Below are 15,781 nucleotides of genomic sequence, written 5' to 3'. Positions count from 1 at the left end.
CTCTGCGGCGCTGTTGCAGCGTCAGCCTTGTGCTTCTGCGTCTTCTTCCAGCATTCCAAGCAGTTCAGCCAGTTTCAGCTGCGCTTCTTCCACGCCCTGCCGCTTGGGCGCTGAGAATAATTGCACGCTGACCCCATCTCCCCAGCCCTTGCGAATGTCTCGCTGGATCGCCAGCAGGGCGTTTTTCGCCGCACCGAAGGCGAGCTTGTCCGACTTGGTCAGCAGGATATGCAGCGGCATCTCGCTGGCGCTCGACCAGTCGAGCATCATCCGGTCGAACTCGGTCAGGGGGTGGCGGATGTCCATCATCAGGAATACGCCGGCGAGGCTCTCGCGGCTGCTCAGATACGCCTCGAGGTGACGTTGCCAATGCTGCTTCAACGGGATAGGCACCTTGGCGTAACCATAGCCGGGAAGATCGACCAGGCGGTGATCATCATCGAGGCGGAAGAAGTTGAGCAGCTGGGTACGACCCGGCGTCTTCGAAGTACGAGCGAGGCTGGCGTGGGTGAGCGTGTTCAGCGCGCTGGACTTGCCCGCATTCGACCGGCCGGCGAAAGCGACTTCAAGGCCCTCGTCAGCCGGGCATTGATCGACCTTGGCGGCGCTGGTCATGAACGTGGCTTGCTGGCAGAGGCCGAGAATCGGGTTTTTGGGGAGCATGGGCTTTCCGGTGAGTGCGCGGGGTGCGGCAATGGTTCATTTCCGTTTCAAGAGCGCCAGTATATAATGCCGCAGATTTTGTGTGCGCTTTGGTCTTAAAACCGCCCTGTACCACGGTTCCTCCGGCTGTCATGAAGGGCACGTCGGCAGGCCGTTCGGGTGCTGGATCAGGCGCCACTTTTAACGAGCGGGCCATGACCCCAGCGGTCGGCTTGCCGAATAAGATTTCTTTAAACCCCTTTAGCCGTAGTTGGATGAGCTGATGAACAAAGTACTCGTGAGTCTGCTGTTGACCCTTGGCATCACCGGTATCGCCCAAGCGGCTGGAAATGCCGAAGCCGGTAAGGAGAAGGTTGCAGTTTGTGGCGCCTGCCACGGTGCCGATGGCAACAGCGCCGCACCGAACTTCCCTAAACTGGCAGGCCAAGGCGAGCGCTATCTGTTCAAGCAGCTGCAGGACATCAAGGCCGGCAGCAGCCCTACCGCCGAGCCTGGTGTTGGCCGCAAGGTACTGGAAATGACCGGCATGCTAGAGCCGTACAGCGATCAGGATCTTCAGGACATCGCCGCCTACTTCGCCAGCCAGAAGGTGACCGTCGGCATGGCGGATCCGGCGCTGGTTGCCCGCGGCGAGAAGCTTTTCCGTGGTGGCAAGGTTGAAGATGGCATGCCGGCCTGCACCGGCTGCCACTCGCCGGATGGCGTGGGTAACAACCTGGCGGGCTTCCCGCATCTGGGCGGCCAACATGCGGCTTACACCGCCAAGCAGTTGACCGACTTCCGCGAAGGCAACCGCACCAACGATGGCGATGCGGCGATCATGCGGACCATCGCGTCCAAGCTGAGCAACAAGGATATTGAAGCCCTGTCGAGTTACATTCAGGGTCTGCACTGACAGCATCGGCTACGGCCGATAAGGAGGGCGTTCAGGTCGCGAACCTGAACGCCTTTTTTGTTTTTGGCATCGCTACAATGATTGTCAAGATATTGAAAAGCGTCGAAAAGCGCTGGCGAGCAAAGATGATTTGCTGCAGCCTGTGGCGCTGTCGGTCAGCCGCTCAAAGCCAAGGAGTCATCATGCGTAAACTCGTTCTCAGTGCCGTTCTTGTCACCGCCAGCTTGTTCGGCTTGGCCGCTCACGCGGCGGATTTCCAGGCGGGCAAGGAGTATGTCGAACTCAAGACGCCAGTGCCCGTGGCCGAGCCAGGCAAGATCGAGGTGGTCGAGCTGTTCTGGTACGGCTGCCCGCATTGCTATCAATTCGAGCCGACGATCAATCCGTGGGTTGCGCAGCTGCCCGATGATGTGGACTTCAAGCGTATTCCGGCCATGTTCGGCGGCGTTTGGAACGTGCATGGCCAGATGTTCCTGGCCCTCGAGTCGATGGGTGTCGAGCAGAAGGTTCATGACGCAGTTTTCAACGCCTATCACCGCGACGGCAACAAGCTGGAAACGCCTGAGAAAATGGCCGAGTTCCTGGCGGGGCAGGGGGTAGATTCTGAGGCGTTTCTGAAGGCCTACAACTCGTTCGGTGTGAAGAGCCGTGCCGAGCAGGCGAAGAAGCTGGCCATGGCCTACCAAATCACTGGAGTGCCGGTGATGATCGTCAACGGTAAGTACCGTTTTGACATCGGCTCCGCGGGTGGTCCGCAACGTGCGCTGGAAGTGGCCGACTTTCTGATCGATAAAGAACGCGCAGCCCGGTAAGCCCCATGTTGCGCCGTTGGAGTTCACCGCGTCTGGCCGGGTCTCGCCAGGCGAATGTCAATCCGCTCTGTCTGGACTCCAGCGGGCTTCCATGTGACGGTCGGTTGCGCCTGCTCAGCTTCAACATCCAGGTCGGTATCAGTACCGAGCGCTACCACCACTATCTGACCCGAAGCTGGCAGCACCTGTTGCCGCACCCGGGGCGGGCCGGAAACCTCCAGCGCATTGGCGACCTGCTTGGTAATTACGACCTGGTGGCGCTGCAGGAGGCCGACGGTGGCAGCATGCGTTCCGGCTATGTCAATCAGGTCGAACAGCTCGCGCAACTCGGGGCTTTTCCTTACTGGTATCAACAGCTGAATCGCAATCTCGGCCGTTTTGCCCAACACAGCAACGGTGTGCTCAGCCGGCTGGAGCCGCAGGGGCTGGAGGATCATCCACTACCCGGCCCGTCTGGACGCGGCGCCATCCTGCTGCGCTTCGGTGAAGGTGAGGATGCGTTGGTCGTAGTGGTCATGCACCTGGCCCTGGGTGGCGGCGTCAGAACGCGCCAACTGGCTTACATTCGCGAGTTGATCGGTGGCTACCGTCATCAGGTCCTGATGGGCGACATGAATACTCATGCCAGCGACTTGCTCGAGCATTCACCACTACGTGACCTCGGCCTGCAAGCGCCGCAGATCCAGGCAACCTTCCCCAGCTGGCGTCCGCAGCGCTGTCTCGATCACATATTGCTGAGCCCGAGCCTGACGCTCGAGCGTGTCGATGTATTGGCGCAGGCCAGCTCCGATCATTTGCCGGTCGCCGTGGAGATTCGTCTGCCCGATGCGTTGCGTGGCGATATGTTGCCGGTCGCGGCGAGTGCATCGGAATGAGCGATGAAGCACTGCGCTGGAAGGAAAAATACCTGCACTCGCTGGAGCAGCAGGAGCAGCTAGAAAAGCGTTGGAATACGCGACTCGATCTGCTGCGTCGTAGCCTGGTACGCAGCAGTTTTGCCGTAGATGGTGCCGACCCAGCCGTCGAGCAATGCATGCGCGAACTGCGTGAGGTGCTGCGTGACGATGTACAGGATGATCGGTTGGGTGCCCTGGTCCCGCGGCTCGAACGAGCGGTACTGGATACGGAGCGCAGCAAGCAGGAACGACTCAAGCGGCTGACCGAGGCGTTCGATCGGCTGGCCGCGCAGCTGCTTGAATTGCCGCTGCCCAGTGAAATCCGTGGCCCATTGAAAAAGTTCTCGCGCCAGATCGGTGATCGCGCCGCCCAATCGCGCGAACTGCCCGGCCTGTTGAGCGAGTTTGGTGAACTCCAGCGTCAGGTACTGGCTGCGCAGACGACGGGTGCGCCACCTTCGGCGGGCCTGCTGAGTCGCTTGTTTGGCCAGCGAGAACGCACCGCCGAGGCGGCGTCGGATGTTGCCGGTGAATCGTTACCATCCGTGGCGGAAACCAATGGCTCGCGTTCGGAACTGGACGCTAGGGAGCTGCATGTAACGGCTGAGCAGGCGCGGCAGGTGGTGGACGAAGTTTCCGCCATGACGGAGGCTGAAGTGCCTCGCGAGGCCGTTGATATCGCGCCACGGGATTCCGAAGTGGAAGCTATCCCGGCAGGATCAGCAGCACCCCCGGCGGTGCAGGAGAGCGATCCGTATCTTTTGCCTCCCTCGCCGGAGCAGGCCTATAGCGCCATTGCCGAACGTGTCGAGTCGACCCTGGTCGGCCTGCTCGATGATCTGCAGCTACCCGAGCACCAGCAGCCTCAGGCGCAGGGCCTGCGTGAGCGGATAGAACAGGGTCTGAACTGGTATGAGCTGGTGCCGGTGCTGGATGACCTGGCCCAGCTGATGCTCGCCGTGGCCGACCAGGGGCAGCGTGAATTCGAGAGCTACCTGAAACTGCTGAACGAACGCCTGGCTACGATGCAGGAGAGCCTCAGCGCGGCGCGAGAAGGACACGTGCAGAGCAAGGAAACGGCCCTCGCCCTGGATGAAGAGCTGCGCCAGCAGGTGGGCGGGCTGCAGAGCAGCATGCTCGAAGCCAAGGATCTGCCGACTCTGAAGCAGGCGGTTCAGACCCGCCTGGATGGACTGTTGGAGACAGTCGACATTTACCAGCGCCAGCGCAGTGAGCACGAGCAGCAGTTGAGTGAGCGACTCGGCACTCTGATCGGACGTGTCGCGAGTCTGGAGCAATCTGCGGCCGGGATGCGCGAGCATCTCGAAGAGCAACGACAGAAAGCCTTGCGGGACCCGCTGACCGAGCTGCCGAATCGCGCCGGCTGGGACGAGCGTCTGGAACTGGAGGTGGCGCGCCAGCAGCGCTATGGCGGCCAACTGCTGCTGGCGGTGCTCGATGTGGACCATTTCAAGCGTATCAACGACAGTTTTGGCCACCTAGCCGGCGATCGGGTACTGAAGATCATTGCCAACGAGTTGCGCAAACGGCTGCGCAAGACTGACTTCATCGCCCGCTTCGGCGGCGAAGAGTTCGCCTTGTTGCTTCCAGAGACGCCGCTCGAAGCGGGGCAACAGTTGCTCGATAGCCTGCGCTCGGGCATTCAGGATTGTCCGTTCCACTTCAAGGGCGCGCGTATCCAGGTGACGCTATCGGGCGGGATTTCTCGTTTCGCCGCGACCGACAGCGCCGGACAAGTATTCGAGCGCGCCGACCGAGCGCTTTACCGGGCTAAAGATGCCGGCCGCAACCGTATCGAAGCGGACTGACCGGTCGCACTGGAGCATCCAGGTCACCTCGGTATAATCCTCCGTCTTGTTCTGCGTCACTTCTCGGCGCTGTCCTGCGGGCGGCTGACCGCTCGACCCAAGCTGAAATCTGCGTCATATCGTTGTCGACCAGGGGTACCGAATGAAAGCCTTGATCCTCGCCGCGTTAGCCGTGCTGCTCGCGGGCTGCGCCAGTGGGCCACGTATCGATACCCGCTATACGTCTCTGGGCCAAGACAGCCGGGCTCAGTTTATCGTCTTGCACTACACGTCCAGTGACCTGTCGCGCTCGCTCGAGATTCTCAAGGGAAATGATGTCAGCAGCCATTACCTGATCGGTGAGGCGCCTGCGACGATCTATCGGCTGGTGGACGAGAATCGCCGTGCCTGGCATGCCGGGGAGAGCCAGTGGAACGGTCGGACCTGGCTCAATTCCAGCTCTATCGGTATCGAGTTGGTCAATCGAGGCTATATCGAAGACGCACAGGGGCGGCGGCTCTGGTACCCCTATTCCGAGCAGCAGATCGATGCGCTGATCGTGCTACTCAAGGACATCATGCAGCGCCACGGGCTCAAGCCTGGCGCCGTCATCGGTCACAGCGACATCGCGCCGCAGCGCAAGGTCGATCCCGGTCCGCTGTTTCCTTGGAAGCGCCTGGCCGACGCAGGGCTGATAGCTTGGCCGGACGCCGCGACCGTCGAGCGTCAACGCTCCTTGTTCGCGCAGCAGCTACCGGACGTCGCCTGGTTCCAGGTGCAGCTCGCCAGGCAGGGCTACAAGGTGCCGGAACACGGCCATCTGGATCTGGAAACCCGTAATGTGATTGCGGCGTTTCAGATGAAATACCGTCCGACGCGCTTCGATGGCGAGCCGGACGCGGAAACCGCGGCGCTGCTCGCAGCGCTCGCGGTGCAGCCCTGACGTCAGGCGCGAGGGGAGCACGCGATCAATCGCGAGTCGGCCAGTGCCGCGGTGCGATGGAGAGTTGCCGCTTGGTATTGCTCATCGCTCAGCATCGCCAGGAAGGCATCCGGCGAGGGGTATCGCACCAGCAACATTTCATCCCAGTGTTCTTGCTCCGGTGCAATCAGCGCAACCTGAGCTTTGGCCGCCACCTGGACGTCGCCTCCCGCTGCACGGACTTTTTGCAACGCCGTGCGGCTATAGCGGGCATAAGCCTCCTTGCCGCTGCATGGCGCTTGGTCACTGTCGGCCGGATAAGCCGCTTGCTGATTGAAGCGCAGCAGATTGAGCATCAGGATCGGCTCGCCAGCCGGCATCTGTTCGGCGAAGCGTTTCAGTTGTTCGGCGCTGGGATTGAGGCTGGGCATGGGGGCTCCTTTATTGTTCTTCCGACCCCGCTGGCTCAGATCGGCAGGGCGATATAGAAGATGGTGCCGTGCCCGATTCGCGAATGCACGCCGATACGACCACCATGCAGCTGCGCAATCTCCTTGCATAAGGCCAAGCCCAGTCCGGCTCCCCCTCGGCGGCGACCGATCTGCACGAACGGCTCGAAGATTCGCGCCTGTTGACTGTAGGGAATGCCCTCGCCGTTGTCCTCGACGCTGAGTATCACCCGTTCGCCGTGATGTCGGGCCAGCAGCCGGATCTCACCGCTGTCTGGTGTATGACGCAGCGCGTTGCTCATAAGGTTGTCGAGCATCCGCTCCATCTGTTGTCGGTCCAGCAACAGGCTGGGCAGCGGCGACTGCAGTTCCAGTTTGATTTCAATACCGTTCTGCGCCGCCGCAGGCTGAAAGCGCTGCCGCGCTTGCTCGAGAAGTTCGGCCGGTTCGCAAGGCACCCGTTCGAGCTTCTGCTGGCCGCTCTGATAGCGCGAGAAATTCAGCAGGTCGTTGATCAGCGTGACCAGACGCTGCATCTCCTCGTGCACGGTGCTGAACAGGTCGGCCTCGCGGCTATTGTCAGGGTAATGAGTGCGCTCACGCAGCAGGCTGAATGCCATCTGCATGCCGGTCACCGGCGTGCGCAATTCGTGGGAAGCACGCAGGACGAATTCGTTGCGCACGCGCTCGAAGGTGCGCTGGTCGGTGACATCGTGCAGCACCATGACCGCACCGCTGATACGTCCGTCGTGATGGTTCACCGGGCTCATACGCCACGACAGCAGCCTGTGTTCGCCATCGGCTTCGATCACCAGATCTTCCGGTGGGCCTGACAGTGGCTTGTCGTCCAGGACCTGCTGGGCTGCCTCGTCTAGCTCCGGATAGCCGAGCGCCTGGCCGAGGGTCGAACCCAGGTGTTCGCTTTCCCAGGCGAGCTGCCTTTGCGCGACGGGGTTGGCATGCTCCAGCCGGCCCTGGCGATCGATGATCAGTAGGCCGTCGTCGATGCTGTCCAGTAACGCCTGCAAGCGTTGCTGGCCGTCGACCAGCGCCTCGACGTTGGTCTGTTTGAAGTCGTGCAAGGCCTGCGCCATCAAGCCGAAGCGTCGGATCAGCGAAGACAGTTCGGCGATGGGAGAGGTGGGCAGGTTGATGTTGAAATCGCCGCGACCGATCTGGTCGGCCACGCTGGACAACTGTTCGATGGGATCACCGAAGCGCCTTGCGAAGCTATGCGCGGTGATGAAGCCGATCAACAGCACAGCGATGCCGGTCAGGCCGAGCAGTCCGGCGAGCAACTGTGCCCGTTCACGGCTACGAATCTCGGTGTCGCGGATCTGGTCGTAGGCGCTCTGCTGCATATCGACCATCAACTCACGCACGTGATTGAAGGCTTGGCTGAGGGCGTTGTCTTCCAGCAGTGACCAATTTAGGTTCGCCGGGGTTTGCAGCTCATCGATGAAGCGGGCGTATGCATCGCCGATCGCCTGATACGCCTCACGGTCGGCTGGCCGCGCTGCCTGGGACAGTCCCTGTGAAAGCGCCGCCTGGAATACGCTGCGCGATTCCGCGAGGGCAGCGTTGTCGCGTTTTTCGCGCACTAGAAGCAGAAGATGATTACTCAACGCTTGGCGCAATTGCTGGTTGATTTCGATGACCCCGAAATTCTCTCGGATGAGCTTTTCCTGGCTCTGGGCCATCTGCACCACACTGACCAGAGCAAGCAACAGTCCAAGCAGTGCCACCGTCATCAGTGCCGAGAATCCCAGGAACAGGCGGGTCCTCAGCTTCATCTGAAGTTTCATAGGCCGTATTGCTTGCGTTTTCGATAGAGCGTCGAGGCGTCGATGCCGAGAATCCGGGCGGCCTGCTCAAGGGTGTCGCTGGTGCTCAGTACCCCCGAAATATGTGCCTTCTCCAACTCTTCCAGGCTGAGTGGTTCACCGATGCGCGGTGCGTTGCTGACGGTCTGATCGGCCAGTCCGAGGTGACTGACGTCGATCATCGCCTGCGGACAGATGATGCTGGCGCGCTCGACGACGTTGCGCAGCTCCCGCACGTTGCCAGGCCAGCGGTAGGCTTTCAGCGCCGCGATGGCGCTCTCGCTGAAGCCACGCGCCGGACGGCCGTAACTTTTGACGAAGTACGCGAGGAACCGTTCGGCGAGCGCCAATACGTCCTCCGGCCGCTCGCGCATGGGCGGCAGATTTAGCGTGATGACATTCAGGCGGTAGAGCAGATCTTCGCGAAAACGACCTTCACGGACCATTTCCTCGAGGTTCAGGTTGGTCGCAGCGAGAATGCGTACATCTGCGCGCCGTGTGACCGGGTCACCGACGCGCTCGTATTCTTTGTCCTGAATGAAACGGAGCAGTTTTGGCTGTAGGGCCAAGGGAAAGTCGCCGATTTCATCGAGAAACAGGGTGCCGCCGTCCGCCTGATTGACTCGTCCCAGCGTGCTTTCGGTGGCGCCGGTGAAGGCGCCGCGATTGTGCCCGAAAAGCTCGCTTTCCATCAGATCCGCAGACAGCGACGGGCAGTTGATGGTGATGAAGGCCTTCTTCGCACGACGGCTCCAGTTGTGAATCGCCCGCGCCAGCTCGCCTTTGCCTGTGCCGGACTCGCCGAGAATCAGAATATTGGCATCGGTATCGGCCACCTGCCGGGCGGTCTCCAGCACACCCATCATCGCCGGACTGTGCGAGCCGAGCGCGTCGCTGCGCTTTTGCACCTCGCCTTCGAGTGCCTCCAGGCGAGCCGCCATCTGCCGGACCTCCAACTGCTTGGCTGCCGACAGGCGTAGCTGCTCCGGACTGCACGGCTTGACCAGATAGTCCGCCGCGCCTGCCTGCATGGCATCCACGGCGGTATCCACGGCCGAGTGCGCGGTGACGATCACCACGCGCATCCAGGGTGCGAGGACGCGCATCTGCTGCAGGACATCCAGGCCGTTGTCTTCGCCGAGGCGCAGGTCAAGGAAGCAAAGATCGAACACCTGACGCTGCAGGATCGCCTCGGCTTGTGAGGCGCTGGCGGCCGTGACCACCGTATAACCGCGGTCCTCCAGGCAATAGCGGAAGGTGCGCAGAATTGCGGCCTCGTCATCTACCAGGAGAATGCGGCCACCGGTGTCGGTCGTTTGGTCCATGAATGCTCCAGTCGGGCTGTGTTTGCTGGCAAATCGGTGAAAAAAGTTGAGTGCTTTGGCGCTCGGATGAGGCCGAGTATTCAGTGGCGCCTGGTTTAGTCTACGAAAAGTCTTGCAAGTTGCACGGTGGCGAGGCGCATTTCCTGCAGCATGCACGTAAATGCAAAGCGCAACGGTGCGCCAAGCCGCTGATTATAAAGACACAACGTGTCTCTTTGCGCTGGCACGGGGCTTGCGGCTGTCCGTGAGAGCGCCATAGGCGCGCATCGCACCGGAACCCGGAGGACCCTCATGAACGAGAATATGAACCAGCTCAACGAACTGATCGAAATTACCCGAGACGGGCAGCATTTTTACCAGCATGCGCTTGAGGTAGTGAAAGACGTCGAGCTGCAGCATCTGTTTCGGGATATGGCTCAGGCCAAGACTCATATCATTCAGGCGCTATCGGTGAAGGTCGCGGCCAACCAGGAGCAGCCGGCTCAGGGGGGCACCATGGCCGGCAAGCTTCGCGAGATGTACGCCGACACCAAGGCCCGGCTCGGCCATGCCGACGCGGTGTACATCGACCAACTGGATCAGACCGAGGAACGCATCCTCGCGGCGTTTGAAGATGCATTGAAGACGGCTCATCCCGACGTGCGCGCGCTATTGGCCATTGAGCTGCCGAAAATCCGCGCCTGCCACGAACGCATTCATTCACTCAATCATGGCGCCGCCAAGTAGCCAATGTGGTTGGGATTAGGCCGTCGTGCAAATCGCCCGGTATTGGTTGGCGGCATCGTGCAATATAAATTGACGCACCGACATTCATGAATGGTAACTAATTGAAAAATAAGAAAAATATTATTTATATCGACTGGCATGGCGCCTGCAACATAACCCCTAAGAACAGACATGCACCGCATGCTTAGAAGGAGTTGAGGATGAATCGTCAAGCACGCTTCTCACTGGTAGGCAAAGGTTTCCTTACCGCTGCTGTGGTTACGTTGATCGTTGGCGCCGAGCGGCCCATGTCACAACCGCTCAGCCAGACACAGCATGAATCAGCGGAACGAATCCGTATGTATGACGCTCAACCAGTAGGGATCGTGCAAACAGGCCCTGCCCCGAAGACGATTGATTATGTGCAGGTGCGGTCGGAGCAACGCTGGGTTTTCTAGTGGTAGAGCCGCGAGCTGATTGTTTGATATCGGTCCCGCTGAAGATGTCCTGAACCGAAGAGGAGTAACACCATGCTGAGTTGGGCTATTACATTCCTGATCATCGCCATCATCGCTGCGGTTTTGGGCTTCGGTGGTATCGCTGGTACTGCAACGGGCATTGCCAAGATCCTGTTCGTGGTGTTCCTGGTGCTGTTTGTCGCTTCGCTGATTTTCGGTCGAGGTCGCGGCCCACGTGTCTGATGCAATGACGCCGCCCGCAAGGGCGGCTGCAACACTGACGGAGGCAGCACAGGCGGGATGCCAATATTCTGAGGCTTTGCCGCACCGAGGCGAAGCCGGGTAAGAACCGACAGGGTGTTTCATTCGCAAACATCCGTCAGCCCGTGTAGCGGGGGGCCAAGGGGTCGGGACGCTCTGCTTGATGGAGCGACCTAGGGGTACAGGGGGTACCTCCTTAACGGACCAGGCTCAGCGAAAGGCAACCGAAGGTGGGCGACCACCTTCGGCTTGCGATGTCCTTGGGCGCGCTATGCGCTTTCTTTCAAAGATTTCGTAGGCTTCTCTTGCCGCCTGGCCGGATCGGGCTGGCGCGCAACGCTACCCTGTGGGCGTTGCGATCCTGCTTGGCCATCGCCGATGAATCCTTTCCTATTCATGGCCGTTCTCCAACTGCACCGCTATCATCGCGCGCAGTCACTCGTTGGAGAATCACATGCTCAACGGCCTTTGGCTGGGCTTTTTTCTGGTCGCCGCGATTGCTGCGCTTGGGCGATGGTTGCTGGGTGGCGACCCGGCGGTGTTTGCCGCGCTGGTCGAGAGTTTGTTCGCCATGGCCAAGTTGGCTGTGGAAATCATGATCGTACTGTTCGGCACCCTCACGCTCTGGCTTGGCTTCCTGCGCATCGCTGAAAAGGCCGGTCTGATCGAGTTGCTTGCTCGCCTGCTGGGCCCGCTGTTTAGCCGCCTGATGCCCGAAGTGCCGGCCGGCCACCCGGCGCTGGGGTTGATTACGCTGAACTTCGCCGCCAATGGTCTGGGCCTGGACAATGCCGCCACGCCGATCGGCCTGCGAGCCATGCGCGCGTTACAGGAGCTTAATCCCAGCAAGGCCGTCGCGAGCAACGCACAAATTCTGTTTCTGGTGCTCAACACCTCGTCGCTGACGCTGCTGCCGGTTTCCATCTTCATGTATCGCGTGCAGCAGGGCGCCGAAGACCCGACCCTGGTATTTCTGCCGATCCTGTTGGCGACCACCGCGTCCTCCCTGGCGGGGTTGCTGGCGGTGGCGTTGGTGCAGCGGTTGCGTATCTGGGATCCGGTGGTGCTGGCTTATTTCATCCCCGGTGCGCTCCTGCTCGGGGGCTTCATGGCGCTGCTCGCAGGGCTCTCGGCCACTGCGCTGTCATCGCTGTCGTCGCTGCTTGGCAACCTGACCCTGTTCGGTTTGATCACTGTATTCCTGATTGTCGGCGCGCTGCGCAAGGTGCCGGTCTATGAGAGCTTCGTCGAAGGTGCCCAGGAAGGCTTCGATGTGGCCAAGAGCCTGCTGCCCTACCTGATCGCCATGCTCTGCGCGATCGGTGTGCTGCGAGCATCCGGTGCGTTGGACTTCGGGCTGGACGGCATTCGCTGGTTGGTCGAAGCGCTGGGTTGGGATACCCGCTTCGTCGATGCGCTGCCGACGGCGCTGGTCAAGCCGTTTTCCGGCAGCGCCGCGCGGGCGATGCTGATCGAGACCATGCAAAGCCAAGGTGTCGATAGTTTTCCGGCGCTGGTAGCGGCGACGGTGCAAGGCAGCACCGAGACCACTTTTTATGTATTGGCGGTGTACTTCGGGGCGGTGGGCATCCAGCGTGCCCGGCATGCGGTCGGGTGCGCGCTGGCGGCGGATGCGGCCGGGATCCTGGCCGCTATTCTGGTTTGCTATTGGTTCTTCGGCTGAGCGGAGAGCAGTGTCCGCGCGGGATAAGCAGTGTCCGCGCGGGATAAAAAGAACCCGCCAAATGGCGGGTTAAGACGTGGCCCGTTGCCAGAGGCGAAATATCGGCTCGGCCAGGAACATCACCAGGAACAATCGCAGCACCTGCAGCGCGGTAACCAGGGCAACGGATAATTGCAGCGCTTCGGCCGTCAGGCACAGCTCGGTGATGCCGCCCGGCATCATCCCCAGCATCAGAGACGTCTGGTTCAGCGTCGCCGCCCAACCCAGCGCTTCGGCCAGACCCGCCGCGGCGAGCATCGCCAACAGCGTGAACAGCAAAATGCGCAACATGAACCGAGGGGCGGTGCGAAAAAACGGGCGGTCGAAGTGACAACCCAGGGAGCAGCCGATCAGCCATTGACCGAACTGGCCGACGCCTTGAGGCATACCCAGATGCAGGTCGAAAACGGCGCTGGCAGCGGCGCACACCGTCAGCGGACCGAGCATCCAGGGATTGGGCTGATCGAGTTTCTTCCACACCAGCGCCAGCAGTCCTCCGGCCGGTAGCAGCAGCGCCAGCCATGGCCAACTGACCGGTGCCGGCGGCGGGGCATCCACCGGTGGCAGGCTCCAGGTGAAGACCGCGGGAATGATCAGTACCACCAGCAACAACCGCATGCTGTGAGCCGCGGCCACCATTGCCGGCTGCGCGGCGTGCCGTGCAGCCAGATTGACCATTTCACTGGCGCCGCCCGGCATGCTGGAGAAGAACGCCGTGGCGCGGTCCATGCCGCTGCGCCGGAGAATGAAAATGCCGATCAGGCTCAACAACAGGGTGCCCAGCGCGCCGGTGAGGATTACGCCGAAGTGCTCAAGTACCTGCTGCATGACCTCGCTGGTGAAATGCAGGCCGATGGCGCTGGCGATCAGCCATTGTCCGGTCTGCCGACCGCGAGGCACTTCGGCGACCAGCCAGCCACTGCAACGCACTGCAATGACCGCCAGTAGCGAGCCGACCATCCAGGGCAGCGGCCAGTTCGCCAGGCTCGCCAGCCAGCCGCCGAGGGCGCCGACCAATGGCGTCGCCCACCATCCCGGAAGCCAGTGCGGCATATCAGACGTGCGCCTCGCTCAGTTTGGCGCGGCGGCGCTGGCGCCACCAGCGCAGGCCGGGCAGGGCCAGCATCAACGCGGCCAGGGCCCAGAGGATCAGGGTGATCGGGCTGCCCCAGAGGATGCCCAGGTCACCGGCCGAGATCGACAGCGCGCGGCGCAGGTTGTCTTCCATCATCTCGCCGAGCACAAAGCCGAGGATCAGCGACGACAACGGGAATTCCAGCTTGCGCAACAGATAGCCGAACACACCGAGGCCGACCATCAGTACCAAGTCGAAGGTCGTGCTGTGCACCGAATACACACCCACCAGGCTGATCGCCGTGATGGCCGGCACCAGCACCCAATTGGGCACGCTGAGCATTTTGGAGAACAGCCCGACCAGCGGGATATTCATCACCAGCAAAATCACGTTGCCGATGAACAGCGAGGCGATCAGACCCCACACCACGTCGGGTTGCTGCTCGAACAGCAAAGGACCGGGCGTGATGTTGTACAGCGTCAGCGCACCGATCATCACCGCGGTAGTGCCCGAGCCCGGCACGCCCAGGGTCAGCATCGGAATCAGCGAGCCGCAGGCGGAGGCATTGTTGGCGGCCTCTGGCGCGGCCAGACCGCGCAGGTCACCCTCGCCGAACTTGCCCGTGTCGCCGGCCATGCGTTTTTCGCTCATGTAGGTCATTGCGCTGGCAATGGTGGCGCCGGCTCCCGGCAAGGTGCCGATGACGAAACCGGCCAGGGCGCTGCGCACCATGGTCCAGAAGGTCATGCAGAACTCTTTGAAGTTGAACAGCAGGCGCCCGCTGGCCTTGACCGCCTTCTGGCCACTGTGGGTCTTTTCCAGCATCAGTAGCACTTCGCTGACGCTGAAGAAGCCGATCACCACGATGACGAACTGAATACCGTCCGACAGGCTGACGCTTCCGAAAGTGAAGCGATAGACGCCGGTGGTCGCGTCCACGCCGACGGTGGCCAGGCCCAGGCCGATCAAGGCCGCCATCAGGGTTTTCACCGGTTTGTCGCCGACCATCCCGCCTAGGCAGGCAATGGCGAAGATCATCAGCACGAAGTATTCCGCCGGGCCGAAAGCCACCGCCCATTTGGCCAGCAACGGGGCGAACAGCACCACGCCGCAGGTGGCGATGATGCTACCGATGAAGGAGCTGACCGCCGACAGCGACAGAGCGATACCGGCCTTGCCCTGGCGCGCCAGCGGGTAGCCATCGAGGGTGGTCATCACCGCCGCGGCATCGCCGGGAACGTTGAGCAGGATCGCCGAGATGCGACCGCCGTATTCGCAGCCCAGGTATACCGCGGCCAGCAGGATCAGTGCGGTTTCCGGCGGCAGGCCGAGGGCGAAGGCCAGTGGCAGCAGCAGAGCTACGCCGTTGATCGGGCCGAGACCGGGCAGCAGGCCGACGACAGTGCCAACAAAGGCGCCGAACAGCGCCACCAGCAGATTCGTCGGTCGCGTGGCGACATCGAAGCCCTGCATCAAGAAATTCAAGGTTTCCATTTTCAGCTCTCCAGCAAGCGCAGCACGCCGAGTGGCAGCGGCACATCAAGCAACAGGTCGAACAGGCCGTAGAGCAGCACGCCCATCAGCACGCCGCTGATCAAGCAGGGCCACAGGCGGCCGTTGAACAACAGGCCCAGGGCGAATGCGGCCAGTGCCGTGGTAATGACGAAGCCGAGCTTTTCGAACAGCAGTGCGTACGCCAACAGCACCAGCACGCAGAGGGCGGCTCGCCGGGCCATGGTCCAATCGAACGGTGGCGTCGGATCGCCGTGTGGTTTGCACAGCAGCCAGAGCGCGCCGCAACCCATCAGAAACAACAGAAGCAGCGGGTAAGCGCGCGGGCCAACCGGATCGTAGGCGAAGGGCGCCTCGAAACCCCAGGCGAGCAACGCAAGGCCGGCGCAGGCGAGTAGCCACGCCGCGGCAAAGACACGAACGTACATGGTGGTTACCTCGGGAGAAGCGGGCC

The 15,781-nt window shown here is 61.5% G+C and carries 16 protein-coding genes; 9 read left to right on the top strand and 7 right to left on the bottom strand.

Translation table 11 applies throughout. The features are described from left to right. Positions 1 to 21: 21 nt before the first annotated feature. Positions 22 to 663 carry a ribosome biogenesis GTP-binding protein YihA/YsxC gene (yihA, locus tag UF78_RS20690; protein WP_045164089.1) on the bottom strand — a complete coding sequence of 214 codons (642 nt, stop codon included), beginning with the start codon at positions 661 to 663 and terminating at the stop codon, positions 22 to 24. A 262-nt stretch (positions 664 to 925) separates the two neighbouring features. Here yihA and UF78_RS20685 point away from each other — a divergent pair, with 262 nt between their 5' ends. The 5 genes from UF78_RS20685 (at position 926) to UF78_RS20665 (ending at position 6,017) form a co-directional block, all read left to right on the top strand. Beyond that, positions 926 to 1,558: a c-type cytochrome gene (locus UF78_RS20685; RefSeq protein WP_045164088.1), complete on the top strand. Its 633-nt coding sequence runs from the start codon at positions 926 to 928 to the stop codon at positions 1,556 to 1,558. Positions 1,559 to 1,740: 182 nt separating this feature from the next. Continuing rightward, positions 1,741 to 2,370, top strand: coding sequence for a thiol:disulfide interchange protein DsbA/DsbL (locus tag UF78_RS20680; protein WP_045164087.1), 630 nt, complete (start codon positions 1,741 to 1,743; stop codon positions 2,368 to 2,370). 5 nt (positions 2,371 to 2,375) lie between these two features. Further along, positions 2,376 to 3,245, top strand: a complete 870-nt coding sequence (locus UF78_RS20675) for an endonuclease/exonuclease/phosphatase family protein (RefSeq protein ID WP_045164086.1) — start codon at positions 2,376 to 2,378, stop codon at positions 3,243 to 3,245. After that, on the top strand, positions 3,242 to 5,095 hold the full coding sequence (locus tag UF78_RS20670; protein ID WP_045164085.1) for a GGDEF domain-containing protein: 1,854 nt from the start codon (positions 3,242 to 3,244) through the stop codon (positions 5,093 to 5,095). Before UF78_RS20675 ends, UF78_RS20670 begins: the two co-directional genes overlap by 4 nt. A 142-nt stretch (positions 5,096 to 5,237) precedes the next feature. Continuing rightward, entirely contained in the window at positions 5,238 to 6,017 is a 780-nt protein-coding gene (locus UF78_RS20665) for an N-acetylmuramoyl-L-alanine amidase (RefSeq protein ID WP_045164084.1), read from the top strand. A gap of 2 nt (positions 6,018 to 6,019) precedes the next feature. Here UF78_RS20665 and UF78_RS20660 read toward each other — a convergent pair whose 3' ends face one another. Genes UF78_RS20660 through algB form a run of 3 tightly spaced genes read right to left on the bottom strand, consistent with a single transcriptional unit; the run spans position 6,020 to position 9,593 of the window. Next, positions 6,020 to 6,427 (bottom strand): DUF1330 domain-containing protein, encoded by a 408-nt coding sequence (locus UF78_RS20660; protein WP_045164083.1) that lies wholly within the window; start codon positions 6,425 to 6,427, stop codon positions 6,020 to 6,022. A 35-nt stretch (positions 6,428 to 6,462) separates the two neighbouring features. Further along, entirely contained in the window at positions 6,463 to 8,250 is a 1,788-nt protein-coding gene (locus tag UF78_RS20655; protein ID WP_045164082.1) for a KinB sensor domain-containing domain, read from the bottom strand. Further along, positions 8,247 to 9,593 (bottom strand): sigma-54-dependent response regulator transcription factor AlgB, encoded by a 1,347-nt coding sequence (algB, locus tag UF78_RS20650; protein ID WP_045164081.1) that lies wholly within the window; start codon positions 9,591 to 9,593, stop codon positions 8,247 to 8,249. The genes UF78_RS20655 and algB overlap by 4 nt, the downstream gene beginning before the upstream one ends. A 291-nt stretch (positions 9,594 to 9,884) precedes the next feature. Between algB and UF78_RS20645 the strand changes: the two genes are divergently transcribed. From UF78_RS20645 to UF78_RS20630, 4 genes are all read left to right on the top strand, one after another. Further along, positions 9,885 to 10,319 carry a ferritin-like domain-containing protein gene (locus UF78_RS20645; protein ID WP_045164080.1) on the top strand — a complete coding sequence of 145 codons (435 nt, stop codon included), beginning with the start codon at positions 9,885 to 9,887 and terminating at the stop codon, positions 10,317 to 10,319. Between the two features lie 200 nt (positions 10,320 to 10,519). After that, entirely contained in the window at positions 10,520 to 10,756 is a 237-nt protein-coding gene (locus UF78_RS20640) for a hypothetical protein (RefSeq protein WP_045164079.1), read from the top strand. 72 nt (positions 10,757 to 10,828) lie between these two features. After that, the gene (locus tag UF78_RS22760) at positions 10,829 to 10,999 is read left to right on the top strand and encodes a DUF1328 domain-containing protein (protein WP_003282841.1); all 171 of its coding nucleotides are present in this window, start codon (positions 10,829 to 10,831) and stop codon (positions 10,997 to 10,999) included. Between the two features lie 472 nt (positions 11,000 to 11,471). Then, complete coding sequence (locus tag UF78_RS20630; RefSeq protein ID WP_045164078.1) at positions 11,472 to 12,701, top strand: nucleoside recognition domain-containing protein; 1,230 nt, start codon at positions 11,472 to 11,474, stop codon at positions 12,699 to 12,701. Between the two features lie 69 nt (positions 12,702 to 12,770). Here the strand turns inward: UF78_RS20630 and UF78_RS20625 are convergent, their stop codons facing one another. The 3 genes from UF78_RS20625 to UF78_RS20615 are packed head-to-tail and all read right to left on the bottom strand — an operon-like array spanning position 12,771 to position 15,755. Continuing rightward, the gene (locus tag UF78_RS20625) at positions 12,771 to 13,793 is read right to left on the bottom strand and encodes an AbrB family transcriptional regulator (RefSeq protein WP_045164077.1); all 1,023 of its coding nucleotides are present in this window, start codon (positions 13,791 to 13,793) and stop codon (positions 12,771 to 12,773) included. A gap of 1 nt (position 13,794) precedes the next feature. After that, entirely contained in the window at positions 13,795 to 15,309 is a 1,515-nt protein-coding gene (locus UF78_RS20620) for a tripartite tricarboxylate transporter permease (protein WP_045164076.1), read from the bottom strand. Positions 15,310 to 15,311: 2 nt separating this feature from the next. After that, the gene (locus UF78_RS20615) at positions 15,312 to 15,755 is read right to left on the bottom strand and encodes a tripartite tricarboxylate transporter TctB family protein (RefSeq protein WP_045164075.1); all 444 of its coding nucleotides are present in this window, start codon (positions 15,753 to 15,755) and stop codon (positions 15,312 to 15,314) included. Positions 15,756 to 15,781 lie beyond the last annotated feature (26 nt).

Origin of the sequence: Stutzerimonas stutzeri (genome assembly GCF_000952685.1) — a bacterium.
Taxonomy (GTDB): Bacteria; Pseudomonadota; Gammaproteobacteria; order Pseudomonadales; family Pseudomonadaceae; genus Stutzerimonas; species Stutzerimonas stutzeri_E.
Note: the sequence above shows the minus strand (reverse complement) of the source record. Positions and strands in the feature narration are given on the sequence as shown.